21 protein-coding genes and 3 tRNA genes are annotated in these 23,999 nt (G+C 57.6%); 9 read left to right on the top strand and 15 right to left on the bottom strand.

What is annotated here, in order from left to right:
* Positions 1 to 160: 160 nt before the first annotated feature.
* The 3 genes from gntK to tnpA all read left to right on the top strand — a co-directional run bounded on the left by gntK (position 161) and on the right by tnpA (position 2,691).
* Positions 161 to 691, top strand: a complete 531-nt coding sequence (gntK, locus tag DCL27_RS15870; protein WP_005297150.1) for a gluconokinase — start codon at positions 161 to 163, stop codon at positions 689 to 691.
* Between the two features lie 11 nt (positions 692 to 702).
* Positions 703 to 2,040, top strand: coding sequence for a gluconate transporter (gene gntU / locus DCL27_RS15875; protein ID WP_005290227.1), 1,338 nt, complete (start codon positions 703 to 705; stop codon positions 2,038 to 2,040).
* A gap of 192 nt (positions 2,041 to 2,232) precedes the next feature.
* A complete protein-coding gene (gene tnpA / locus DCL27_RS15880) occupies positions 2,233 to 2,691 on the top strand; it encodes an IS200/IS605 family transposase (protein WP_015461477.1) in 459 nt (152 codons plus the stop codon).
* 167 nt (positions 2,692 to 2,858) lie between these two features.
* On the opposite strand, the gene rhtC is transcribed toward tnpA, so the two are convergent.
* From rhtC to pldA, 3 genes are all read right to left on the bottom strand, one after another.
* On the bottom strand, positions 2,859 to 3,467 hold the full coding sequence (gene rhtC / locus DCL27_RS15885; protein WP_005290226.1) for a threonine export protein RhtC: 609 nt from the start codon (positions 3,465 to 3,467) through the stop codon (positions 2,859 to 2,861).
* 211 nt (positions 3,468 to 3,678) lie between these two features.
* Entirely contained in the window at positions 3,679 to 5,508 is a 1,830-nt protein-coding gene (recQ, locus tag DCL27_RS15890; protein ID WP_005297147.1) for an ATP-dependent DNA helicase RecQ, read from the bottom strand.
* Positions 5,509 to 5,573: 65 nt separating this feature from the next.
* Positions 5,574 to 6,473 (bottom strand): phospholipase A, encoded by a 900-nt coding sequence (pldA, locus tag DCL27_RS15895; RefSeq protein ID WP_035598192.1) that lies wholly within the window; start codon positions 6,471 to 6,473, stop codon positions 5,574 to 5,576.
* A 242-nt stretch (positions 6,474 to 6,715) separates the two neighbouring features.
* Between pldA and rarD the strand changes: the two genes are divergently transcribed.
* The gene (gene rarD, locus DCL27_RS15900) at positions 6,716 to 7,606 is read left to right on the top strand and encodes an EamA family transporter RarD (RefSeq protein WP_228594448.1); all 891 of its coding nucleotides are present in this window, start codon (positions 6,716 to 6,718) and stop codon (positions 7,604 to 7,606) included.
* Here the strand turns inward: rarD and DCL27_RS15905 are convergent.
* The 8 genes from DCL27_RS15905 to lptM all read right to left on the bottom strand — a co-directional run bounded on the left by DCL27_RS15905 (position 7,595) and on the right by lptM (position 15,718).
* Positions 7,595 to 8,650: an AbrB family transcriptional regulator gene (locus DCL27_RS15905; protein ID WP_035598194.1), complete on the bottom strand. Its 1,056-nt coding sequence runs from the start codon at positions 8,648 to 8,650 to the stop codon at positions 7,595 to 7,597. The two genes, rarD and DCL27_RS15905, sit on opposite strands and share 12 nt — an antisense overlap.
* Positions 8,651 to 8,762: 112 nt before the next feature.
* The gene (gene corA, locus DCL27_RS15910) at positions 8,763 to 9,713 is read right to left on the bottom strand and encodes a magnesium/cobalt transporter CorA (RefSeq protein WP_035598197.1); all 951 of its coding nucleotides are present in this window, start codon (positions 9,711 to 9,713) and stop codon (positions 8,763 to 8,765) included.
* A 331-nt stretch (positions 9,714 to 10,044) separates the two neighbouring features.
* Positions 10,045 to 12,207: a DNA helicase II gene (gene uvrD, locus DCL27_RS15915; RefSeq protein WP_035598199.1), complete on the bottom strand. Its 2,163-nt coding sequence runs from the start codon at positions 12,205 to 12,207 to the stop codon at positions 10,045 to 10,047.
* Positions 12,208 to 12,284: 77 nt separating this feature from the next.
* Complete coding sequence (gene yigB, locus DCL27_RS15920) at positions 12,285 to 13,001, bottom strand: 5-amino-6-(5-phospho-D-ribitylamino)uracil phosphatase YigB (protein ID WP_035598201.1); 717 nt, start codon at positions 12,999 to 13,001, stop codon at positions 12,285 to 12,287.
* Positions 13,001 to 13,912 (bottom strand): tyrosine recombinase XerC, encoded by a 912-nt coding sequence (gene xerC / locus DCL27_RS15925; RefSeq protein ID WP_005290203.1) that lies wholly within the window; start codon positions 13,910 to 13,912, stop codon positions 13,001 to 13,003. The genes yigB and xerC overlap by 1 nt, the downstream gene beginning before the upstream one ends.
* The gene (locus tag DCL27_RS15930) at positions 13,909 to 14,613 is read right to left on the bottom strand and encodes a DUF484 domain-containing protein (protein ID WP_005290201.1); all 705 of its coding nucleotides are present in this window, start codon (positions 14,611 to 14,613) and stop codon (positions 13,909 to 13,911) included. The genes xerC and DCL27_RS15930 overlap by 4 nt, the downstream gene beginning before the upstream one ends.
* A 13-nt stretch (positions 14,614 to 14,626) precedes the next feature.
* Entirely contained in the window at positions 14,627 to 15,451 is an 825-nt protein-coding gene (gene dapF / locus DCL27_RS15935; RefSeq protein WP_005290199.1) for a diaminopimelate epimerase, read from the bottom strand.
* A gap of 57 nt (positions 15,452 to 15,508) precedes the next feature.
* The gene (gene lptM / locus DCL27_RS15940) at positions 15,509 to 15,718 is read right to left on the bottom strand and encodes an LPS translocon maturation chaperone LptM (RefSeq protein ID WP_005290197.1); all 210 of its coding nucleotides are present in this window, start codon (positions 15,716 to 15,718) and stop codon (positions 15,509 to 15,511) included.
* Positions 15,719 to 15,795: 77 nt separating this feature from the next.
* Between lptM and cyaY the strand changes: the two genes are divergently transcribed.
* Positions 15,796 to 16,122, top strand: coding sequence for an iron donor protein CyaY (cyaY, locus tag DCL27_RS15945; RefSeq protein ID WP_005297133.1), 327 nt, complete (start codon positions 15,796 to 15,798; stop codon positions 16,120 to 16,122).
* A gap of 8 nt (positions 16,123 to 16,130) precedes the next feature.
* Here cyaY and DCL27_RS15950 read toward each other — a convergent pair whose 3' ends face one another.
* On the bottom strand, positions 16,131 to 18,680 hold the full coding sequence (locus DCL27_RS15950) for a class I adenylate cyclase (protein ID WP_035598204.1): 2,550 nt from the start codon (positions 18,678 to 18,680) through the stop codon (positions 16,131 to 16,133).
* A gap of 301 nt (positions 18,681 to 18,981) precedes the next feature.
* Here DCL27_RS15950 and hemC point away from each other — a divergent pair, with 301 nt between their 5' ends.
* Genes hemC through hemY form a run of 4 tightly spaced genes read left to right on the top strand, consistent with a single transcriptional unit; the run spans position 18,982 to position 23,074 of the window.
* A complete protein-coding gene (hemC, locus tag DCL27_RS15955) occupies positions 18,982 to 19,935 on the top strand; it encodes a hydroxymethylbilane synthase (RefSeq protein WP_035598206.1) in 954 nt (317 codons plus the stop codon).
* Positions 19,936 to 19,941: 6 nt separating this feature from the next.
* On the top strand, positions 19,942 to 20,688 hold the full coding sequence (gene hemD, locus DCL27_RS15960) for a uroporphyrinogen-III synthase (RefSeq protein ID WP_005290187.1): 747 nt from the start codon (positions 19,942 to 19,944) through the stop codon (positions 20,686 to 20,688).
* A gap of 17 nt (positions 20,689 to 20,705) precedes the next feature.
* Positions 20,706 to 21,872, top strand: a complete 1,167-nt coding sequence (gene hemX, locus DCL27_RS15965) for a uroporphyrinogen-III C-methyltransferase (RefSeq protein ID WP_035598209.1) — start codon at positions 20,706 to 20,708, stop codon at positions 21,870 to 21,872.
* A 2-nt stretch (positions 21,873 to 21,874) separates the two neighbouring features.
* Positions 21,875 to 23,074 (top strand): protoheme IX biogenesis protein HemY, encoded by a 1,200-nt coding sequence (gene hemY / locus DCL27_RS15970; RefSeq protein ID WP_005290184.1) that lies wholly within the window; start codon positions 21,875 to 21,877, stop codon positions 23,072 to 23,074.
* Between the two features lie 622 nt (positions 23,075 to 23,696).
* Here the strand turns inward: hemY and DCL27_RS15975 are convergent.
* The 3 genes from DCL27_RS15975 to DCL27_RS15985 all read right to left on the bottom strand — a co-directional run bounded on the left by DCL27_RS15975 (position 23,697) and on the right by DCL27_RS15985 (position 23,974).
* Positions 23,697 to 23,773, bottom strand: a tRNA-Pro gene (locus tag DCL27_RS15975).
* A 24-nt stretch (positions 23,774 to 23,797) separates the two neighbouring features.
* A tRNA-Leu gene (locus DCL27_RS15980) sits at positions 23,798 to 23,884 on the bottom strand.
* A 14-nt stretch (positions 23,885 to 23,898) separates the two neighbouring features.
* Positions 23,899 to 23,974, bottom strand: a tRNA-His gene (locus tag DCL27_RS15985).
* Between the last annotated feature and the right edge of the window lie 25 nt (positions 23,975 to 23,999).

The following is a 23,999-nucleotide window of genomic DNA, read 5'->3' on the forward strand; positions in this document are numbered from 1 at the left end:
GCCCGCCATCGCCACGATCAACTGCGAGAAGCGTCACACTTATTAATCATACTATTTAACATTTGTTGCTAATCTCTCCAGCTCACCAGAGAATGTTACCCATAACAGTTACCAGTAACATTGATTGTGCGGCGCCTTGCCGCCAACCGGGGAATACAGCATGAGCGAAAGCCAACAACAAAAACACGTCTTTGTTCTGATGGGCGTTTCCGGCAGCGGTAAGTCCGCCGTCGCCAGCGCCGTCGCCCAGCAGCTGGGTGCCGCCTTCCTGGATGGCGACTTCCTGCATCCACGCGCCAATATCCGTAAGATGGCCGATGGCCATGCCCTGAACGACGAGGATCGTACACCGTGGCTCCAGGCGCTCAATGACGCCGTCTTCGCCATGCAGCGTACCAACGAGGTCTCGCTGATCGTCTGTTCGGCGCTGAAAAAGCGTTACCGCGACATGCTGCGCGACGGTAACACCAATCTCTCGTTCATCTACCTGCAAGGGGACTTCGCGCTGATCGAGAGCCGTTTGCTGGCACGCAAGGGGCACTTCTTCAAGCCCCAGATGCTGGTCTCTCAGTTCGATGCCTTGGAAGAACCGACGGCCGATGAGCGTGACGTACACGCCATCGACATTAGCCAGTCGCTGGATGGCGTCGTCGCCAGCACCCTGAACACCATTAACTCCATCATTGCCTAGGAGCCCTGACGATGAGTACTTTAACCCTCGTAATGACCGCAGTCGGCTCCGTGCTGCTGCTGCTGTTCTTGGTGATGAAAGCGCGCATGCACGCCTTCGTCGCCCTGATGCTGGTATCCATCGGCGCCGGGATCTTCTCCGGCATGCCCATCGATAAAATTGCCCAAACCATGCAGAACGGGATGGGCGGTACGCTGGGCTTCCTCTCCATCGTGGTCGCTCTGGGCGCCATGTTCGGTAAGATCCTGCACGAAACCGGTGCCTTGGATCAGATCGCCGTCCGCCTGCTGAAAAGCTTCGGTGAGAAGCGCGCCCACTACGCGCTGGGGATCGCCGGCCTGGTCTGCGCCCTGCCGCTGTTCTTTGACGTCGCAATCGTATTGCTGATTGGCGTGGTGTTCGCCGTGGCGCGCCGCACCAACGGCAACGTGGTTAAGCTGGCGATTCCGTTGTTCGCCGGTGTCGCGGGCGCTGCCGCCTTCCTGTTGCCGGGGCCGACCCCGATGCTGCTGGCCTCCCAGATGGGTGCCGATTACGGCTGGATGATCCTGATCGGTCTATGCGCCGCTATCCCGGGCATGATCCTGGCGGGTCCGCTGTACGGTAACTTCATCAGCAAGCACGTCACCCTAGAGTTGCCGAAAGATATCCAAGAGCCGAGCCTGGGCAAAGGCCAACTGCCTTCCTTCGGCTTCAGCCTGGCGCTGGTACTGTTCCCGCTGGTGCTGGTCGGCCTGAAGACCATCGGCGCCCGTTTCGTCGAGCAGGGCTCTGAGTTGTACAAGTGGCTGGAGTTCATCGGCCATCCGTTCACCGCTATCCTGCTGGCCTGCCTGGTCGCCACCTATGGCCTGGCTATCCGCCGCGGCATGAGCAAAGAGAAGGTGATGGACATCTGTTCCGCCGCTATCCAGCCTGCCGGTATCATCCTGCTGGTCACCGGTGCCGGTGGCGTCTTCAAGCAGGTCCTGGTGGACTCCGGCGTTGGCCCGGCGCTGGGTAACTCCCTGATCGGTGCCGGTCTGCCCATCGCCGTTGCCTGCTTCGTCCTGGCCGCCGCGGTACGTGTCATCCAGGGTTCCGCGACCGTCGCCTGTCTGACTACCGTCGGCCTGGTACTGCCGGTCATCGGTGAACTGGGCTACAGCGGCGCTCAACTGGCGGCCCTGTCCGTCTGTATCGCGGGCGGCTCCATCGTCCTGAGCCACGTCAACGACTCCGGCTTCTGGCTGTACGGTAAGTTCACCGGCGCCACCGAGGCACAGACGCTGAAGACCTGGTCAGTGATGGAAACCATCCTCGGGACCACCGGTGCAATCGTCGGTATGCTGTTCTTCATGGCGCTGTAAGCCAAACGCTTGAAACACGACAGGGCGCGAATATCGCGCCCCGTTTTTTGTCTATGGAAAACCCCCAGCTAGGCTGGGGGTTCCGGAAAGCTTTCAGCTTTGAGCCAGTTATTAAAACCCCTTTTGATTTGTTAAAACGTCTTGCGGTCTGGCAACTGCAAGCGTTCAACAAGAAATCAAAAGGGGGCCCCAATGGGGGACGAGAAGAGCTTAGCGCACACCCGATGGAACTGTAAATATCACATAGTTTTTGCGCCAAAATACCGAAGGCAGGCGTTCTACGGAGAGAAACGCAGGGCAATAGGCAGCATCTTAAGAAAACTGTGTGAGTGGAAAAACGTACGGATCTTGGAAGCGGAATGTTGCGCAGATCATATCCATATGCTTGTGGAAATCCCGCCCAAAATGAGCGTATCTGGCTTTATGGGTTATCTGAAAGGGAAAAGCAGTCTGATGTTGTATGAGCAGTTTGGGGATATGAAGTTTAAATACAGGAACAGGGAGTTCTGGTGTCGTGGATACTACGTAGATACGGTGGGTAAGAACACGGCGAAGATACAGGAATACATAAAGCACCAGCTTGTGGAGGATAAAATGGGAGAGCAGTTATCGATCCCTTATCCGGGTAGCCCGTTTACGGGCCGTAAGTAACGAAGTCTGATGCAAATGTCAGATCGTATGCGCCTGTTAGGGCGCGGCTGGTAACAGAGCCTTATAGGCGCATCCGAAAAACCTCCGGCTATGCCGGAGGATATTTATTTCGTTTTCCGCCCCCGAGCAACCGACGATAGCGCCGTTCTTTGCGCCCGCGACTCGGCTTAGCGCGTCAGGATCAAATGCAAACCAAAGGCGGTAAACAAGCTCCCCGCGACACCATCGATCCAACGCGCCAGACGCTGGTACCCACGGCGCATCACCGGTAGGGCAAAGACCGACGCCACCAGGCTAAACCAGAGCACCGTCTCGGCGACAATCAGCACGAACAGACCGAGACGTTGCCCGGCCCCCACCTCATCGCCCACAAACAACGAGAAGACCGAGCCGAAGTAGATCACCGCCTTAGGGTTAGAGAGATTGGTTAACAAACCGCGCCAGAAGGCGCTGCCGTGTAGCGGAGCCCCGCGCAAAGGCGCGTCCGTGGCAGGATGACGGGCGGCGCACAACATCTGCCAGCCCATCCAACACAGATAGAGGCCACCACCGAGGGTAATGATGCGCTGCAACCAAGCCATCTTCAGTAGTAGCAGGTGCAACCCCATCAACGCCACCGCCGCCCACACGACGACGCCTAGCGAGATGCCGATCACCGCGCGTAACGCCTCTGCGCGCGACCGACTCAAGGCCGTTTGAGAGACAAAGAAAAAATCGGGGCCGGGTGTCATCAGTGCCAGCAGATGGACCACAGCGACAGTAAGAAATAGCATCATCGCAGGAGACTCAGGGGTAAGGTTTTCCCCTATGCTAGCATCGTTGGGACGCCGTATGCGGCATGGTGAATAGCGATTATGCTGATTATTTCACCGCAATTAATCACTGCCTCGGCTACCCACACCCGATGTGACGGGATGAATAGGCCTCACCGCGTACCGAGGGACACCGGCAGGCCATGCCGGGTTATGCGCGACACGGCCGCCGAGACTAGGCCTCGTCGCCGTCAAGATGCTCACGGATCAGCGACATAAAGGGCGCGCCAAAACGCTCCAGCTTACGCTGACCGACCCCGTTGATACTGAGCAAATCGCCCGCCCGTAGCGGCATCTGCTCGGCCATCTCCAGCAGGGTCGCGTCGTTGAAGACCACGTACGGCGGAATATTCTCTTCGTCGGCGATCGCCTTACGCAGCTTACGCAGCTTGGCGAACAACTTGCGATCATAGTTGCCCGCATAACTCTTCTGCACACTGCTACGCGCCTTCAGGTTGATGACGCGCGGCACCGCCAACGGTAATGCCACCTCACCACGCAACACTGGGCGCGCCGCCTCGGTCAGCTGCAACGCCGAGTGCAGGGCGATATTCTGCGTCACTAATCCCAGATGGATCAGCTGGCGCAGAATGCTCACCCAGTGCTCGATCGTGTGTTCGCGGCCAATGCCATAGACCGACAGCTTGTCGTGCCCCAACTCGCGGATGCGGGCGCTGTTCGCGCCACGTAGCACTTCAACCACATAGCCGATACCGAAACGCTGCCCGACGCGTGCCACGGTGGAAAGCGCCTTCTGAGCGTCGACCAAGCCATCATAGCGCTTAGGCGGATCCAGGCAGATATCGCAGTTATTACAGCTCTCCTGCCGCCCCTCGCCGAAGTAGTTCAACAGCACCAGACGGCGACAGGTCTGCGCCTCAGCAAAGGCATTCATCGCGTTCAGTTTATGACGCTCGATCTCCTTCTGCACCCCTTCTGGCTTCTCCTCCAGACAGCGGCGCAGCCAGGCCATATCGGCCGGATCGTAAAACAGCAATGCCTCCGCAGGCAGGCCGTCGCGCCCGGCACGCCCGGTCTCCTGATAGTAGGACTCAATATTACGCGGGATATCGAAGTGCACCACGAAGCGCACGTTCGGCTTATTGATCCCCATGCCAAACGCCACCGTCGCCACCACGATCTGCAGATCGTCGCGCTGAAACGCCTCCTGCACCTCGGCGCGCCGTCCATGTTCCAACCCAGCATGATAGGCTGCCACGCTTAGGCCGCGACTCTGCAGACGTGCGGCGGTATCCTCGACCTTGGCGCGGCTGTTGCAATAGATAATGCCGGACTTGCCGCGCTGCGACTGCACGAAATGCCACAACTGATCCAACGGCTTAAACTTCTCGATCAGGGTATAGCGAATATTGGGTCGGTCGAAGCTGCTGACCTGTACCAGAGGATCGCGTAAATCGAGCAGACGTAGGATATCCTGACGAGTGGCATCATCGGCGGTCGCTGTCAGCGCGATCACCGGCATCGCGGGGAAACGTCGTTTGATCTGCCCCAGCGCGCTGTACTCCGGGCGGAAGTCATGCCCCCATTGCGAGATACAGTGCGCCTCATCGACCGCCAACAGCGTCGGATGCCACTGCGGCAACGTGTCCAGCAGGTTATCCATCATCAGACGTTCAGGAGCGATGTACAGCAGACGGATCTCCCCGCTACGACACCCCGCATAGACCGCCTGTTGCTGTTCCCGACTGAGGGTTGAGTTCAGACAGGCGGCGTTGACGCCGTTAGCCTGCAACTGATCGACCTGATCCTTCATCAGCGAGATCAATGGCGAGACGACAATCGTCAGCCCATCACGTACCAACGCCGGGATCTGATAACACAGGGACTTTCCTCCCCCGGTCGGCATCACGACCAGACAGTCACGCCCCGCGATCGCCGCCTCGACGATCGCCCGCTGCCCTGGGCGAAATTGCTGATAGCCGAACGTATCTTTCAATACTCGTTCAGCCAGCATCTCTGAATCGATCACTGCTGCCGTTGCCACACTACTCCCCATCAAGCCAAAAATATCGGCGCTATTTTAGGCGCACACGCCTATTTTGTCCCGTGTTACAGGATATCGTTCAGCATGATGCCGACCCCGAAACGGGTCTGGCGGAAGTTATAGTCGATCAGTGACTCGCCATAACCGCTAAACAATTGGGTATAGAAACGGACGTGGCGACTCAACGGATAGCTCCAGCCCAACTCCGCCGCACCATAGCCGCTATTCCAGTTATAACGTCCACGTAGACTGAAGACGCTCTCCCCCAAACGATATCCCATCTCGGCCTCGTAGTAGCCCATATATTTGGTGATATCCGGGTTATCGTCCTTGTTTGGGCTCTCTGGGATGCGATACCAGGGGGTCAACTGCAGTTGAAAGTTTCCATTTTGTGCCAGCAGGCGGGTATAGACCCGATTCCAGCTACGCGAGGTGGGATCGGCACGCCCGTTAGACTGATGCACCGCGCCCACCTCGATATCGCGCAATGACCAACCACCGAGTAGGGTGTAATCCGTTGCCCAACCGAGGAAGAGACGTGGCTCATAGTTAGTCTCACGGAAGGGGGAGGATTCGCTGCGGTTAAAAGCCTGCCACCACGACTGTTGCGTATAGGCGGCGCCGAGCACCGAGTTCTCGCCGGCGATGCCTCGCCAGATAGGAAACGCTAGGCTGATCTGAAACTTAATTTCGTTCTTCTTCGCCTGATCGCCCCAGTCATAGGAGCTGATCGCTTCCTTATTAATATCGCTGGTCTGGGTATACAGCACATAGTTGGTCGAGTAGGGGTAAAGCGTAAACGGGTTATCATACTGCCGCAGCATATTGGCAATCACCCCGTCGTTATGCTGCAATGCCTGGGTCACTCCCGACGCGCCCTCCGCCTGTACCGTTAACGGCAACAGCGCCAGCCCGGCCACCATCCATGTCCGGCCAGAGATATTCTGTTTTTTTAATTCGCTCATCACTACATCACTCATTGAAATACACCGCCCATAACGGGCAAAACACACCGGAAAGCGCGTGGATGGCGCCCGGCACTAGCCCTAAACACTCGCATCGACACCGTAATTTGATGTCATTTCCTCTCGACCGCACAGCGCCCATACCCGCGGCTTCGCGCCGCCATTTTAACGCTGAGTCTTTACGGAAAAATACAGTAGACTCCTCCTCTCACTATTCTGCGGGACGCGACGAGAACACCGACATGGACACACAACACACCCGCCAGGGGATCTTACTGGCACTGACCGCCTACCTGATCTGGGGGATCGCGCCGATCTACTTCAAGCTGATCCAGCAGGTTCCGGCGACCGAGATCCTGACCCACCGCATCATCTGGCCCTTTTTCTTTATGCTGATCCTGCTGGCCATCGGCCGCAATTGGCGACAACTGTATGCCCTACGCCACAGCCCCTATAAGATCGCCCTGCTCGCACTGAGTGCCTGTCTCATTGGGGGCAACTGGTTGCTATATATCTGGGCAGTGAATCATAACCACATGCTGGAGGCCAGCCTGGGATATTTTATTAATCCCTTGGTCAACGTGTTGCTAGGAATGCTATTTCTTGGCGAACGCTTTCGCCGCCTGCAATGGCTGGCCGTCGGCCTGGCTATCATCGGCGTCATGGTGCAACTATGGCAGTTCGGCTCCATTCCCATGATCGCCCTCGGCCTGGCGTTTAGCTTCGCCTTCTATGGCCTGCTGCGTAAGAAGATCGCCATCGATGCCCAGAGTGGCATGTTGATGGAGACCCTGTGGCTACTGCCATTGGCGCTCTACTATTTATTCGGCGTCGCCGACTCGCCGACCAGTCATCTGACGGCCAACCCGACCTCACTAAACCTGCTCTTAATCGCCGCCGGGGTCATCACCACCGTTCCCCTATTGTGCTTCACCGCCGCCGCCACCCGCCTGCGTCTCTCGACCCTGGGCTTCTTTCAATATCTCGGGCCAACGCTGATGTTCCTGCTGGCGACCCTCTACTACGGCGAACAGATGACGAGCGATAAACTGATCGCCTTCGGCTTCATCTGGAGCGCCTTGCTCTTGTTTATCCTCGACGCACTCTATACACAACGACGCCTACGGCGATGACACCGCATGGCGTGAGATCCAGCGCGCCATCGGCGGTCCGATCAACAGGATGGTAAACAGACGTAGCATCTGTAACGCCATGACGAAAGCCAGATTCACCTGACTACCCGCGGCGATAATGGCGATGGTATCCAGCCCACCCGGGCTGGTGGCCAGGTAGGCGCTAAGGGGATCGATGGGTAAAACCTGCGTCAGACCCCAAGCCATTAGGGCACACAACGCCATCAGGGTGGCGATAGACAGTAGGATCTGTGGCAAGGTTCGTAACGCTAACTGAAAAATAGCACGGGTAAACAGCAGGCCAACATGCCAGCCGATCAGCGTATAAGCGATAACCAACAGCCACTCCGGTGTCTGCGGGGTCAATACCCCCGTCATGTTACACAGCGCGCCGATCAGCATCGGCAGCAATAGGGCGCCAGCGGGAATATGCAGACGCCGCCCTAGCCAACCGCCGACACCGGCAATCAACAGCGTCGCGACGAATGCCCCCCCCAAGGGTGGAAACCAAGGCACGGTGGGGCTCACATGCGGCGTATCGCCCACGCCGAGACGCACCACCAGCGCCGCCGCCATGGCAACAAACAGCACCCGTAGATACTGCATAAAGGCGACCAGGCGCACATCGGCGCCGAACTCGCCAGCCATCGCCACCATGGCCGATGCCCCGCCGGGTGACGATCCCCACGCGCCGGTCGGGCCAGGCAGATCGCTCAGACGCACCAATAGCCAACCGGCTACGCCACTACACAACTGGGTACATAGCAGGACCAACAGCACGATCGGCCAGTCATCCAGTAGGGGGGTTAATAACGAGAGAGAAAGTGAACGGGCGATCATGCAGCCCAAGATAGACTGCGCCAACGGCATCGCCAAACCATGAACCCGGATGGTGGCGCCGCGTAAACCCATCACCACGGCGGCCAACATCGGCCCCAGCAACAACGCCGCTGGCAGATGTAGCCACAGAAATAGCATACCCAGCCCCAGCGAAAAGAGCGCCAGTAGCGCCCATTGCTTCCCCTGTGCCTGCAAGCGCCCCATCTCCGTCTCCCCTTCATCGTCTTGGGACTATGATAAGCGCTTTTCTTCTACGGATTGTACAAAAAATAACGGCCCGCATGGGGCCGTCATTACGCATCGGAACGGTGGCAACTTACAGCCATTTCTTACGCTTAAAGTAGAGGTAGGGAGCCAAACCTGCCAGGATCATCAGCAAGATGGCGCCGGGATAACCGAATGACCACTTCAACTCGGGCATAAACTCAAAGTTCATCCCATAGCTGGAGGCCACCAGCGTCGGCGGTAGGAACACCACGGACACCACCGAGAAGATCTTGATGATGCGGTTCTGCTCGATATTGATGAAACCCATCGCCGCCTGCATCAAGAAGTTCACCTTCTGGAATAGGGATTCATTGTGCGGCAACAGCGATTCGATATCGCGTAGCACCTCACGCGCCTGCTCTAGCTGACTGGCCGGTAGACGCGCCTTACGCACCAGGAAGTTGAGCGCACGCTGGGTATCCATCAGACATAGGCGCACCTTCCAGCCGATATCTTCCAGCTCCGCCAGGGTCGAGAGCGCGTCATCGTATTCGTCACCCTGCTGCCCCTCCATGATCACTCGGCTCAGCTTCTCCAGATCGCTGTAGATGTTTTCGATCTCGTCGGCCAACTGCTCGATCTTGGTTTCAAACAGATCCAACAACAGCTCATAAGCATTGCCGTCTACTAACGTCTGGTTGCGTGCCCGCATACGATAGAGGCGAAATGCCGGCAGCTCACGCTCGCGCAGGGTAAACAGGCGCCCTTCACGGATGGTAAAGGCGACAGTCGAGTTGCCCGCATGATCCTCCGCGTCTTCATAATAGAAGAAGGAGTGAATGTGCAGACCATCCTCATCTTCGAAGAAACGCGCAGAGGCCTCGATGTCGTCCAGCTCGGGACGGGTGGCCAGGCTCTGGCCTAGCTCGCGCTGTACGCGCTCGCGCTCATCCTCTTCTGGCTCAACCAGATCCACCCACAGCGACGCCGTGAGATTGTCTGTGTCATCCAGCTCCATACGGGATAAGCGGCAGTTATCTAAACGAAATGCACTTAGCATGCTTTAACTCCGTTGCGGTGACTTCAGGATCACGCATGGAGCACGGGAAACAAACCGGGGGGTACGTCACCTGCCTGTTTCAGACCATATCAGATCTGACTCTGCGACGCATAAAGGGTCGCTGACAACCACTAAGGCCATCAGCATCGGTGGATAGCCTTAGAAGTTGCACCCGCGTACGGGTCCAATGAGCCAGCATCTACTGGGTGTGTCCAAGGCGTATCTCCTCACAGATTATTCGTGCGCGCATGTTACGCCGACAAGAAAAAGGCTGTCAACAGACTTCCGCATAAATCGCCGGCCTGCGGCGCGTTGGGCCAAACGGAAGCTTCTACAGCGTCTCTAAGCGAGCATAGGCGGCAACCAACCACTTGATCCCCTCGCCTTTAAAGGCGATCTGTAGACGGGTATGTTCGCCGCTCCCCTCTAGGTTAATGATCGTCCCCTCGCCAAACTTGGCGTGAGCGACTCGTTGCCCCAGACGATAGCCGCTATCGCTCTGGCTGAGCGGTGTACCGAGGCGAGCGTGGCTGACCGGACGCGACACGCTGGCGCGCAAACGCACCTCCTCGACGCACGTCTCCGGCAATTCGCCGACGAAGCGCGAGGGACGATGGTACACCTCTTTACCATACAGACGGCGACTCTCCGCATAGGTCAGGGTCAACTTACGCATCGCTCGGGTTACCCCGACATAGGCCAGACGGCGCTCCTCTTCCAGTCGTCCTCCTTCATCCAAGGACATCTGGCTGGGAAACATCCCCTCTTCCATGCCGACGATAAATACCTGGGGAAACTCTAACCCCTTGGCGGAGTGTAGGGTCATCAGCTGCACCGCATCCTGGTAAGCATCGGCCTGCCCTTCGCCCGACTCGAGGGCGGCATGAGACAAGAACGCCTGGAGCGGTGGCAGATCCTCATCGTCATCCTCATAACTGAATTGGCGCGTCGCCGTCACCAACTCCTCGAGGTTTTCGATGCGCGTCTGCCCCTTCTCACCTTTCTCCTGTTCATACATCTGACGCAGACCGGAGTCACGGATCACCCGATCGGTCTGGACATGCAGCGGCAGATCGAGGCTCTGTTGCTCGAGGGCATCGATCAACTCCAAGAAACGACGCAAGGCATTGGCCGCCCGACCAGGGAACACCGCTTCCTGCAACAGCGCGCGGGTCGCCTGCCACAGCGTGAGCTGACGGTCACGCGCCGTCTGGCGCACCACATCCAGTGTCCGATCGCCGATGCCGCGTACCGGGGTATTCACCACCCGCTCGAAGGCGGCATCATCATTGCGGTTAGCCAACAAGCGCAAGTAGGCCAACGCATCTTTAATCTCCTGGCGCTCGAAGAAACGCATCCCACCGTAGATACGGTAGGGCATCACGGCCTGTAGCAGTGCCTCCTCCAGTACACGCGACTGGGCGTTACTGCGGTACAGGATAGCGCACTCCTTCAACGCACCGCCGTTGTCCTGCCAGGCCTTGATGCGATTCACCACGAAACGCGCCTCGTCCAACTCGTTGAAGGCGCAATACAGTGAGATAGGTTCTCCCTCACCATCTTCCGTCCACAGCTTCTTACCCAAACGTCCGTCGTTATTCTCGATTAATGCGTTGGCGGCACGCAGGATGTTGCCGCTGGAGCGGTAGTTCTGCTCCAAGCGGATGGTCTGCGCACCGGGAAAATCATCGAGGAATTTTTGAATATTCTCCACCTGGGCGCCACGCCAACCATAGATCGACTGATCATCATCGCCGACGATCATCACCCGACCGCTATCGCCAGCTAGCATGCGGATCCAGGCGTACTGGATGCGGTTGGTATCCTGAAACTCATCCACCAAGATATTGCTGAAGCGGGCGCGATAGTGTTCGAGGATCTGCGGCTTATGCAGCCACAACTCATGAGCGCGCAACAGCAGCTCGGCAAAGTCCACCAGCCCGGCACGATCACAGGCCTCCTGGTAGGCTTGGTAGATGCGCAGCCAGGTCTGCTCCACCGGATTGCCATAGCTCTCAATGTGTTGGGGACGCAGACCATCATCTTTCTTGCCGTTGATGTACCACATGCCCTGACGCGCCGGCCACTGTTTCTCATCCAGATTCATCGCCTTGATGAGTCGCTTGAGCAGACGCAACTGATCTTCGCTGTCGAGGATCTGAAAATCCTGTGGTAAGCCGGCATCCAGATGATGAGCCCGTAGCAGACGGTGTGCCAAGCCATGAAAGGTGCCGATCCACATCCCTCCTTGACTGGTGCCAATCAGCGCCTCAATACGATGACGCATCTCCGCCGCCGCCTTGTTGGTAAAGGTGACCGCCATGATGGAAAAGGGAGAGCAGTGCTCCACGGCGAGCAACCAGGCGATGCGATGCACCAGAACGCGAGTCTTACCACTGCCCGCCCCCGCCAGCACCAACAGGTTACTGCGTGGCGCGGCAACCGCCTCGCGCTGTCTATCGTTCAGGCTTTCGAGCAGGTCAGATACGTCCATAGGGCACCGTCTTTTCACTGGGGAAATAGCACCATCGGTGCCATTTTACTGGAGATTTATACAGATTCTGTCGGGAATTATAGCAGTGCGAGCAGCGAAGCCAACCGGGAAATCTCGACATGGGGCAACAGGCGGCCATAGGCGGCCTGCATCAGCGAGCGGGCCCGATCGTTGATCCAACATGCCTGTACGCCACTACGCACCGCGCCAGCGACATCGGTCGTCAAGTCATCACCGACATGCAGTAACTGCCCGGGAGCCAGCCGCAAACGACGAGCCGCAGCCAGATACATGTCACCGTAAGGTTTGGCGCGCCCATCCGGGCCCGCGCGTAATACGAAGCGAAAATAGTCGCCCAGGCCACAGCGCGCCGGGTCGGCGTTACCATTCGTGATCGCCACCAACGGCAGTTGTTGAGCCAACAATCCCAAGACCCGATGGGTCTCATCGGGGACCTCGATGCGGCTACGCCACTCGGCGAAGTGCGCCAGCGCCTCATCGGCACCTCGGCGACACGCCTGCGGCGAGAGCCCACCACGCCATAGCGCCTCATGTACCGCGCGCCAACGCCATTGAGTCACATCATGGTAGATTTCCGGATCGCTGGCACGCAGTTCGGCACGCAGCCGCTGCCAATCAGCGCTCTGGAAATCCTGCAACGGAGCAAAACGATGGCGTAAAAAGTCGAGCGCCGCCTGCTCGCTACGCACGATCACCGGATGGTTGTCATACAGCGTATCGTCCAGATCGAAAGTCAACGCCGCGGGGCGCTGCACAGCACGGTAGAAATGCATCAGGTTTTCCCTCTTTTCGCGCGGGGATGGGCCGCATCATACACGTTAGCCAGATGCTGAAAGTCGAGATGGGTATAGATTTGCGTCGTCGAAAGATTGGCGTGTCCCAGCAGCTCCTGTACCGCGCGCAGATCGCCGCTGGACTCCAAGAGATGCGTGGCAAAGGAGTGACGCAGTTTATGTGGATGAATATGGCTGGTGACACCCTGCTTCACGCCCCACTCCGCAAAACGCTTCTGTACGTTGCGTGGCGAGATCCGCCCTCCTCGACTGGAAATAAACAGGGCATCGTCCTGCGGCTGTAATGCGATACGAAGCGCCAACCACTTCTCGACCCAGCGAACCGCCTCTCGCCCTATCGGCAATCGCCGCTCCTTGCTGCCCTTACCCAACACCCACACCTCACCCGTCGCCAGATCGAGGTGGCGGCAGTCTAACCCCACCAACTCCGACAGACGCAAGCCGCCGCCATACATCAACTCCAACATCGCCCTATCGCGTACCGCCAGCGTGTCGCTTTCGTCGATCGCTAACAGACGATTGACGTCATCCACATCCAGATTCTTCGGCAGATGGCGCCCCTGGCGCGGTGCGGCGACACCTTTGGCGGGATTAGCCGCCAACGCGCCGCAGCTGACTTGCCAGTCGAGAAAACTACGCAATGCCGATAGCCGTAACGCCAGGCTGGCCGGCTCCAGTCCCTGACGGCGACTACGGGCGACCAAGGCCCGCACCCTGGCACTATCCAGGGCAAGCCAATCCGTGACGCCAGACTCCTGCAACAACGCGATAATCGCCGCCAGTTGACGACGATAGGTATCAACGGTACGCGGGCTAAGCTGCCGCTCGACACGCAACATTTGCAGAAACGCCGACACCGGCGCATTCAACGTCTCAGCCGAACTGCTCATTGCCGTTCGATCCAACGCGTCAACATCGGGGGAAGCAGGCGGGCTAACTGTGCTAACAATTCAGTCCCCATCCCTTGCTGATAGTGCTGCGCATCGGCGCTGGTGAAGATCAGCAGCCCTAGGTCCGCGAAATCGCCCATCAATGACAGCGCCACCGAGCCGACATGATGCGCCTGCGGCAACAGGAGCAATAGCTCCTGACCGTTGAGTGTGCCCAGATAGTGGTTAGCATCGCCCAAACGTTGGATACGCAATAACTCCACCTCTGACCGGGCGATCGCCAGATCAGTGAAACGCGATGGCGCGCTCAGACGCCAACGGTCGGAGAATAACCGCACATAGGCCCCCGACAAGCCCAACGAGCGCGCCCAACGCTGCAGACGCTGTAGGAAGTCATCCAACGTCGGCGCCGACGCCAATTGACTTTGCAGCGTCAACAGGCCGCCAAATAGACGTTCATTGTCCCGCGCCAGTTCGATGAGCTGCTCGATCTCCCGATCCAACGCCGCAATCTGTCGACGCTGGCGCCCCAACTGCCACTCCAGCAACGACACGGCACCACGCACCGGGTGCGGGATGACCATCTGCTCGACCTGACGGGCATTACGGATAAAAAAATCAGGATGTTGCCGCAAATAGGCCACCACCTGCGCATCAACCAGTTCTGATTGACGGCAGTTGTCGCTCTCGCTTTCACTCATCGCTACCTACCGTTTATAAATGGATGAATCCATCATAGACGTGAGTGGCCGGCCCGATCATCAACAACGGCGTACCCGGCCCCTGCCAACAGATATGGAGGGTTCCGCCAGGTAACTCGACCCGCACCTGCTCATCCAGCAAGCCTTGCTGAATCCCTACCGCCACCGCCGCGCACGCACCGCTGCCACACGCCTGCGTTTCACCGGCGCCACGCTCGTAAACCCGTAAGCGGATATAACCGCGGTCTACCACCTGCATAAAGCCAACGTTGACCCGCTCGGGAAAACGCTCATGGCTCTCCAACGCGGGGCCTAACAGGGCGACCTGTGCCTGACTCACATCCTCGACTTGCAACACGCAATGAGGGTTACCCATCGAGACCGCGCCACACAGCACGGTCTGCTGCGCTACACGTAAAATATAGGTTTTTTCCGCCTTGGCTGCCTTAAAGGGGATCCGTCCAGGGTCAAACTGCGGCTCACCCATGTTGACCGTCACCCGCTCATCGTCATCCACATGCAAGGTCATGCGCCCATTCTGCGTACTGACCCGGATATCTCGCCGATTCGTCAGCCCCTTAATGCGAACGAAACGCGCGAAACAACGCGCGCCATTGCCGCATTGGGCCACCTCGCTGCCGTCAGCATTGAAGATGCGGTAATGGAAGTCGAGGTCGGGATCATAGGGGGGTTCGACGACCAACAGTTGGTCAAAACCCACGCCGGTATGCCTGTCGGCCAGGCGGCGAATTAACTCGGGCGAAAAATAAACGTTCTGGGTGACGGCATCCACCACCATAAAATCATTACCCAGCCCGTGCATCTTGGCAAACTGCATGTCCCTACCCCTTGATGAATACCTGCCAACGTCTACCCTTGGCACACGGTGCGAAAATCAGTGGGCGTTCCCAGCCTCGGCGGGGGCCGTCTGCGCCGCCTTCGAGGTCGGTTCCTGCGTCGGCGCCGGTACGTTATAGACCTCCGGTGCCTTCTGTGCGGCCGGAGCCTGCTGCGGCGGAGGGAAATAGAGCGGCCCTTTCAGTCCACAGCCCCCCAACGCCGCGGCGCACAGCACCAATAGCGCACTACGGAATTGTCTGTTCATTGTATTAATGCCTGTGATTCCAGAGTTCAAGCTTTCTATAATCGCAGTTGGATACTGAAAAGCAATAGGAAATGATTATGAATGACAGCGAGTTTCACCAGTTGGCCGACGCACTGATGCAGTCGTTAGAAGAGGCGCTAGACGCCTATCAAGACGATGCCGACATCGATTGTGAAACCAACGGCGGCGTCATGACGCTTAGCTTTGAAGATGGTAGCAAGATCGTGGTTAACCGCCAGGAGCCGTTACACCAAATCTGGCTGGCGACCCGCGCCGGCGGTTACCACTTCGATTATCACGATGGACAGTGGCGCTGTTCACGCAGCGCGGCCACCTTCAGCCAGGTATTAAACGAAGCGTGCAGTGCCCAAGCGGGCGTAGCGGTGGCACTCGACTTGGCGTAAGTCGAGCGTCAATACACCTTAAAACGCTGACACGGCGCATCCTCACCGTCCCCCTCCGTAACGGGGGGCGGCACCGCTTTACTGCGGAAAGGGATCACCTGGGCGCGTCCATCCTTCGTCACGATCTGGTAGAACTGCGGCAGGTTAAAGTTGATAAAGCTAGAACCATAGGTGAAACGGTCATGTGACGAAGAGTAGAAGCGGCTGACATCGCGTACCAGCTCCTCTTTACTTCCTTCACAATGGTGATAGACCTCGACCCGATTAGACTCATCCAGGATATAGATGTTAAAGCCGTCGCGCTCGCCATCCTCGAAGAAGAACTGGATGATCCCCTCGCTAGCATAACCGTCGACGACCGCCGGTAGATGAGCCTGCTCGGTCTCTACCTGCATCGAGAGGCCGTGCAATTTGTTATTCGAGATAGCACCGTAAAACTCGACGGCATTCTCCAGCTTCTGTACCGAGACGCTCAGACGTTCGAAGAAAAGCCCCCACGTCTGCCCGGCCACACGCACCGCCTTAAAACGCCCTGGCTCTTGGCGCGTGCTGGAGAGACGCAGATCGATGCACTCCGAGACCAGTTGCTGCAAGCGCGTACGGATCAGGCCACGCAGATGACGACTGTAGCAGAACACCTCCACCGCCTCTGGCGGCGCGGCATCCTGATGCATCTTGCCCAGAATCGTCTTCAACGCCTCCAGCACCGCCTGCTCACCGCTAAAGTGCAGTGTACGCACCTCATTCCACGAGTTGCGATACAGCAGATCGACGCTACCGACCAAACACTGCTGCTGCTCACCGAAACTAAAGACATCCAACTGACGGAAATCGAAGTGCACCACCTGGTTACTAAAGGTGGCGGTCGGATCATGCTCCAGGTTGACGATAATCGCTAAGTGACGGATTTCACATGGACTGTACAATGCTTTCGGCGTCGGTGCAGGTAAACGCAACGGGAAATGATTCGCCACATCGCGCACCAGCTCACGTAGCTTATTCAGATCGCACTGGCTGCTATTCGCCTTCAAGTGTAGCCACGTCTCTGACGTCAACAGACCATTGAAGTAGGCCCAGGCCACCAGCTTATTAAGGTAACGGTTATATTCCAGCGGCTGATGACTGACGATACTGTCGATGGTCGGAGCCTGGTTATAGAGATACCAGCCGCTGCGATTGGCACGCCCGACCGGGACATAGATAAAAGTCAGATCGCCCTCAGAGAGATCCGGCGAGATCTGCGGGTTGACCAGCGTCACCTTACCCGGCAACGCCTCGAAGGCGGCGTAAAGCTTACGCGTCAACACCCCAATATCCTGCGGGCTGGCACTAACACTCAGATTATTGCGCCGAGCGAAACGGATCAGGTTGCGATAACTCTGCATCATCGCGTCCAACAACTCGTTATGTGCCTCACGCACCTGGCCAATCTTCCAATTGGCACGATTATCCAACGAGCGAATCAACGCCTCATCCCAGCCCCATTGTGCCACCAACTGGCTGAGGATCTCCCGCCGCCAGCCCACGCAAGCGCGAGTACGCGACATCTTCTCGCACACCTTCAGATAGAAGCAGCGACGCGCTAAATCGAGACGAGCATGATCACCGATCTGCTCCAGATAATGGGTAACCCGCTCCAACATCATGCAGTAAGGGTCGAGCCCGAAGGAGACAATCTCTCCCTTATGCAGGCGATTCTTGATATCCATCGCCAACAGTTCGGTATTGGGATACTCCCAAGAGTAAGCCTCCAGCAGCAGGCTCTTCAGCACCGCCTTATAGGGCGAGTCGATACTCTTATACAACTGCCACAGGCTGGCGCCGAAGTACTCTTCAGCAGACAACGAACTCAGCCCACCGAGATCGAGCCACTCGTTGGGTGTCAACGCCCCCTGCGCATACAGTGAGAGCACATACTCATCGTAGTGCCCCTCTTCTTCACAGGGCACCATGCTCCACAGAATACGCTTACCCGCCAGGCGAACAGCGGTACGATAAAACTCATCGAGCAAGAGAATATGTTGCGTCGAACCACAGTCTTCCCCGCCGAGGCTACCGCTCTCGTTATGACGAAAACGGTTCTCGTCGATCAAGAAGAAACTGACCTCAACCCCCAGCGAGGCGGCCCATTTCTCCAGCAGCAGACACTTCTGCTGCAGCTGATTGCGCTCACTGTTATCCAACCAGGAGTGATGGCAGACCCAGATATCCAGATCGGAGCTACAGCTCTGACCGATGGAGGAGGTGCTACCCATGGTATACAGCCCGGTGATCGGCTGTTGATCCGAGCCCGTCACCGGCGGAATACTACCCGGCGCACGCGTCTCGATATGGTGCAGATAGTGTTGCTGAGCGGCATCAGGCTTGAAGAAACAGATCCCATGCGGGACGCTTCCCTCTAAATAACCCGGCATCAGCGGATGATGAAAGTGCAATAAGGTAGGCAGCAGCGTATACACCTGCTGAAAAGCGGGTCCCATCGCCGACAGTGCACGATCAACCCGAAGTTGGTTAATCGCATCCAGTCGTTGCTTCAGTGTCTCGATGTAGAGGTACAAGACGTTTCGCCTGATTTTCTGGTGTACGAAAGGGGACTCGTTTCCATGCCCCCCAACAACGGTTCTATTAATAGTAATGATAGATGGGAAATTGCTGGAAACGTGATCAATTTAACACCTTGCCGATTGACCGTAAAGATAGAAACACCACACACTGAATGTTGAGATTCCCTTGTCGTTGATCTTTCCCGCTTTTCCCCCGCATTTCCCGCTCACTGATGCGACCCCTCCCGTGCGCTGACACTGCCTGCTCAGGCCGCAACATGGTAGGATGAAGGCCAGGCAAACGAGGGATATACACATGCAATCAACGACTACGGCAGCGCAGCAGACGCTGCGCATCGCAACGCGCCAGAGCCCGCTGGCGCTGTGGCAGGCACATTATGTCCGGGATCAATTGCTGACCCACTGGCCACAGCTGACGATAGAGCTGGTCCCCATGGTCACACGCGGCGACGTGCTACTCGACACCCCTCTGGCCAAAGTGGGTGGTAAGGGCCTGTTCGTCAAGGAGCTGGAACTGGCTCTGTTGGAGGGGCGCGCCGACATCGCCGTCCATTCGATGAAGGACGTGCCAGTCGCGTTCCCCGATGGGTTAGGACTGGTCACCATCTGCCCGCGCGAAGATCCACGCGATGCCTTTGTCTCCCCCCACTTCGCCTCACTGGATCAGCTCCCGCCCGGAAGCATCGTTGGGACCTCCAGCCTGCGACGCCAATGTCAATTGCGTGCCGCGCGTCCGGATCTCCAGATTCGTGACCTGCGCGGGAATGTCGGCACCCGTCTGGCAAAACTGGATGCTGGCGAATATGACGCCATTATTCTGGCTGCCGCTGGGCTCAAGCGTTTGCAATTGGAAGCACGTATCCGTACCCCACTGACGGCGGAGCAGTCGTTGCCGGCGGTCGGTCAAGGTGCGGTGGGTATCGAGTGCCGCCTGACAGACGAGGCGACCCGCGCATGGTTGGCCCCGCTCAATCATGAAAGCACAGCGTTACGCGTCAGCGCCGAGCGTGCGATGAATATGCGTTTGGAGGGGGGCTGCCAGGTCCCCATCGGTAGTTACGCTGAAATCGACGGCGATCAACTCTGGCTACGCGCCTTGGTGGGCCGCCCGGATGGCTCGCTGATCATTCGCGGCGAACGCCGCGGCCCATTGCACCAGGCAGAAAGCATGGGCATCGATTTAGCCGATGAGCTCCTGGCTCGTGGGGCGCGCGCCATCCTCGATGCTGTTTACCAACAGCCAGCGTAAACGGTCATGAGTATCTTGGTCACCCGTCCCTCCCCCGCCGGCGAACAGCTGGTCGAGCGCTTACGCGCGGCGGGGATGGCGGCCTGGCACAGCCCCTTGATCGACTACGCGCCCGGCGCGCAGCTGGCGCAATTGCCCGAACGACTCGCCGAGCTGGCGCCGGGTGATCTGCTGCTCGCCGTATCACGCCCCGCCGTCCAGTACGCCAGTAGCAGGCTACAACGCGCGGGGCTCCCCTGGCCGCCGACGCTACGCTACCTCGCTATCGGTCACACCACCGCCCAGGCGCTCCAGGCAGCGAGTGGTCAGTCGGTGATCTACCCGGATCACGGTGAGACGTCTGAGGCGCTGCTGGCCCTGCCCGCCCTACAGTCACTCAACGCGCGGCGAGCCCTGATCCTACGCGGTAATGGTGGACGCGAGCTGATCGCCGCCACCCTACGGGCTCACGGCGTAACCGTCACACTATGCGAATGCTACCAGCGACGCCCCTGTATCCCTCCGGGTAGCGATCACTATCGACGCTGGCAACAACAGAAAATCTCGACACTGGTGGTGACCAGTGGTGAAATGCTGCAACAGCTCTATGATTTAGTTCCTGAATACGATCGGCGGCATTGGTTACTGTGCTGCCGACTCATCGTCGTCAGCGAACGCCTAGCGCAACGCGCCCGCGATCTGGGATGGCAAGAGATCCGGGTGGCCGACAGCGCCAACAACGACGCATTATTGCGCACGCTACAGATCACTTGACCATGGGACATGCCACGATGACGGAACCCACTACCCCGCCAGAAAAGGCGACTAACGCCGAGACGGCCAGCGAACCGGCACAGCAGCCGCACACCTCACAACCGCAAGAGCGCTCCCGTAAGCCGACCAATCATGCCGCCCAAAAATCCTCCGCGGGCGGCCAGGCTTTGGGCGCTATCGCCATTGTGTTGGTCATCGCCCTCGGTGGCGGCCTCTATTACCATGGCCACCAGCAGGCACAGCGCCAACTCGCCGATGAACAGAATTTACAGGAGCAACTGAGCGCGCTACATACGGCGCAAGCGCAAGAGAAACTGCGGCTAGAAGCCCTGCTGAATAAGCAGACCAAAGCCCTCGACATCGCGCAACAACTCCAGGCTACGCAATCACAACAGCTGAAGGAGCTAGAGCAGAAGGTCGCCGCCATCTCCGGCAACGATGCGGCGACCTGGAAACTGGCCCAAGCTGATTTCCTGGTGAAATTGGCCGAACGTAAGCTGTGGAGCGACCAAGACGTGACCACCGCCATCGCCCTGCTAAAAAATGCGGATGCCACCTTGGCTGGTATGAACGACCCCAGCCTACTGAGCGTCCGCCGGGCGATCACCGAGGATATCGCCACCTTATCGGCACTCGGTCAAATCGACTTTGACGGCATCATTCTACAACTTAACCAGTTAGCCAATCAGGTCGACGATCTACGCCTGGCCGACAACGACAGCGACGAAGCGCCGATGGATCAGGATGACGGTGAACTAAGCGCCTCATTGAGCCAATGGCGACAAAACTTGGCGAAAAGCTGGCACACCTTTATCTCCGAGTTTATTACCATCCGCCGACGAGACAGCAATGACGAGCCACTACTGGCGCCCAACCAAGATGTTTATCTCCGTGAGAACATTCGCTCGCGCCTGCTGATCGCGGCCCAAGCGGTGCCGCGCCACCAGAACCAAATCTATCAGCAATCGCTAGAGAGCGTATCGGCTTGGGTACGTGCCTATTTCGACGTCAACGATCCGAGCACCAAGGCATTTCTTAATCAGATCGATGCCCTCAGCCAGCAATCCGTCAGCATGGTATTGCCCGATGCCCTCAAGAGCCAGCCTCTGCTGGACAAGCTATTACACTCCCGTAGCAACGCCCCGATGGCGGCGCCGGCCACGCCTGCGACACAGGGGGAATAACCATGCTCAAGGTTCTGTTGCTGTTTATCATCCTGATTGCAGGCATCGTGCTCGGTCCGATGTTTGCGGGTCATCAGGGGTATGTGCTGATCCAGACCGACAACTACAATATCGAGACGAGCGTCACCTCGCTGGTGATCATGTTAGTGCTACTGATGGTCGTACTGTTCGCCCTGGAATGGCTGCTACGTCGTCTGTTACGCACCGGTGCCCGTACGCGTGGCTGGTTTATTGGCCGCAAGCGTAGTCGCGCCCGTCGTCAGACGCGCGAAGGGTTACTCAAACTGACCGAAGGCGACTACGGCCAAGTCGAAAAGCTCCTAGCACGTAACGCCGACCATGCCGATCAACCGCTGGTCAACTATCTGTTGGCGGCCGAGGCCGCGCAACAGCGTGGCGATGAACTGCGCGCCAATCAGTATCTGGAGCGGGCTGCCGAAGTGGCCGGCAGCGATCAACTGCCGGTCGACATCACCCGAGTTCGCCTACAGCTTGCACGCAAGGAGTACCATGCCGCGCGTCACGGCGTGGATGCACTGCTCAATTATGCTCCGCGTCACCCACAAGTGTTACGTTTAGCGGAACAAGCGTATCTACACACCGATGCCTTTGAGCCGTTATTGGAGATCCTGCCGGCACTGGCTAAGGCGGGTGAGCACAGCGATGAACAGATCGAAAAGCTCCAGCTACGCGCCTATATCGGCCTGATGGACCAAGCCATGGCCAATGGTGGCAGTGAGGGGTTGAAACAGTGGTGGAAGGCGCAGGGACGTAAGACCCGTCATGAGACGGCGCTCCAGGTCGCGCTGGCCGAACACCTGATCGAATGCGACGACCACCTGGCTGCCCAGCAGATGGTGGTTGACGGCCTGAAGCGACGCTTTGACGAGCGTCTGGTACGCCTGATGCCTCGCCTAAAATCGAGCCAACCGGAGCAATTGGAGAAATTACTGCAACAGCAGATCCGCCAGCATGGTGCCAGCGCACTGCTCAACAGCACCTTAGGGCAACTGCTGATGCGTCACGGAGAGTGGCAAGCGGCAGCCGATGCACTACGTGCCGCCCTCAAGCAGCGCCCAGATGCCTACGACTACGCCTGGCTGGCAGATGTATTAGAAAAACTGCATCGCCCCGAGGAAGCGGCTCAGATGCGACGTGATGGCCTATTGCTGACATTGCAGCAGGACCATGCCACGCACTAACTCATCACGGTTACACAACTCGGCCCGCATTGCGGGCCTTTTTTTGGCAAAAAAAACACCTGCCAGCAGGCAAGTGTTGAAAAAGGACAATCAGATCTTAAGACAACTGATCGGTGCCTCACTCAACGACGTGTCCGCGGCGTGCTGATCAAAGACAGCATGATTCGGACCATAGGCACCACAAGTCGGCTCTGCATCATTCTCAGTTTTATGAAGCTTACGCAAACATAAGGAGGCGAATGAGCATCTACAGACCAAGTATTGCATAAACCATGCCAATATTTAAAGCCAGCACTGGTCATTGCTCCATCGCCGCTCAGCGCCAATGTCGTCTCCAGATGACGACATCTATCGGTGTCTTAATAAAATTTCATTTAAATACAAAAGAATAAGTGTCGCCAATTAGAGACATCTAGTGTAAAAATGGTCACCTAACAGCACCATTGAGAATAAAAACATTTAGAATCAATCTGTTAATCAGATGCGCTTTGCCTTGATGACAGCACATCACCAACACGCGCAGAGTCATACGCACGTACGGCAGGCAACACAAAATGATAGTAGAAAGAGAAGAGGAGAAAACGCAGATACAAAAAAACCTCGACAATGCGAGGAGAGAGGGTGGTCGGCGAGAGAGGATTCGAACCTCCGACCCACTGGCCCCAAACCAGTTGCGCTACCAAGCTGCGCTACTCGCCGATTTTATAATACCCCAGTAGGGTGTGGTGCGAAGAGAGGGACTTGAACCCTCACGTCCGTTAAGACACTAACACCTGAAGCTAGCGCGTCTACCAATTCCGCCACCTTCGCATGCCACTTTAATCTGGGGTGGCTAATGGGACTCGAACCCACGACAACTGGAATCACAATCCAGGGCTCTACCAACTGAGCTATAGCCACCAATGTACTTCTAACGCGGTAATGA

The sequence above is a fragment of the Edwardsiella tarda ATCC 15947 = NBRC 105688 genome (genome assembly GCF_003113495.2).
In the GTDB taxonomy this organism is placed as follows: domain Bacteria; phylum Pseudomonadota; class Gammaproteobacteria; order Enterobacterales; family Enterobacteriaceae; genus Edwardsiella; species Edwardsiella tarda.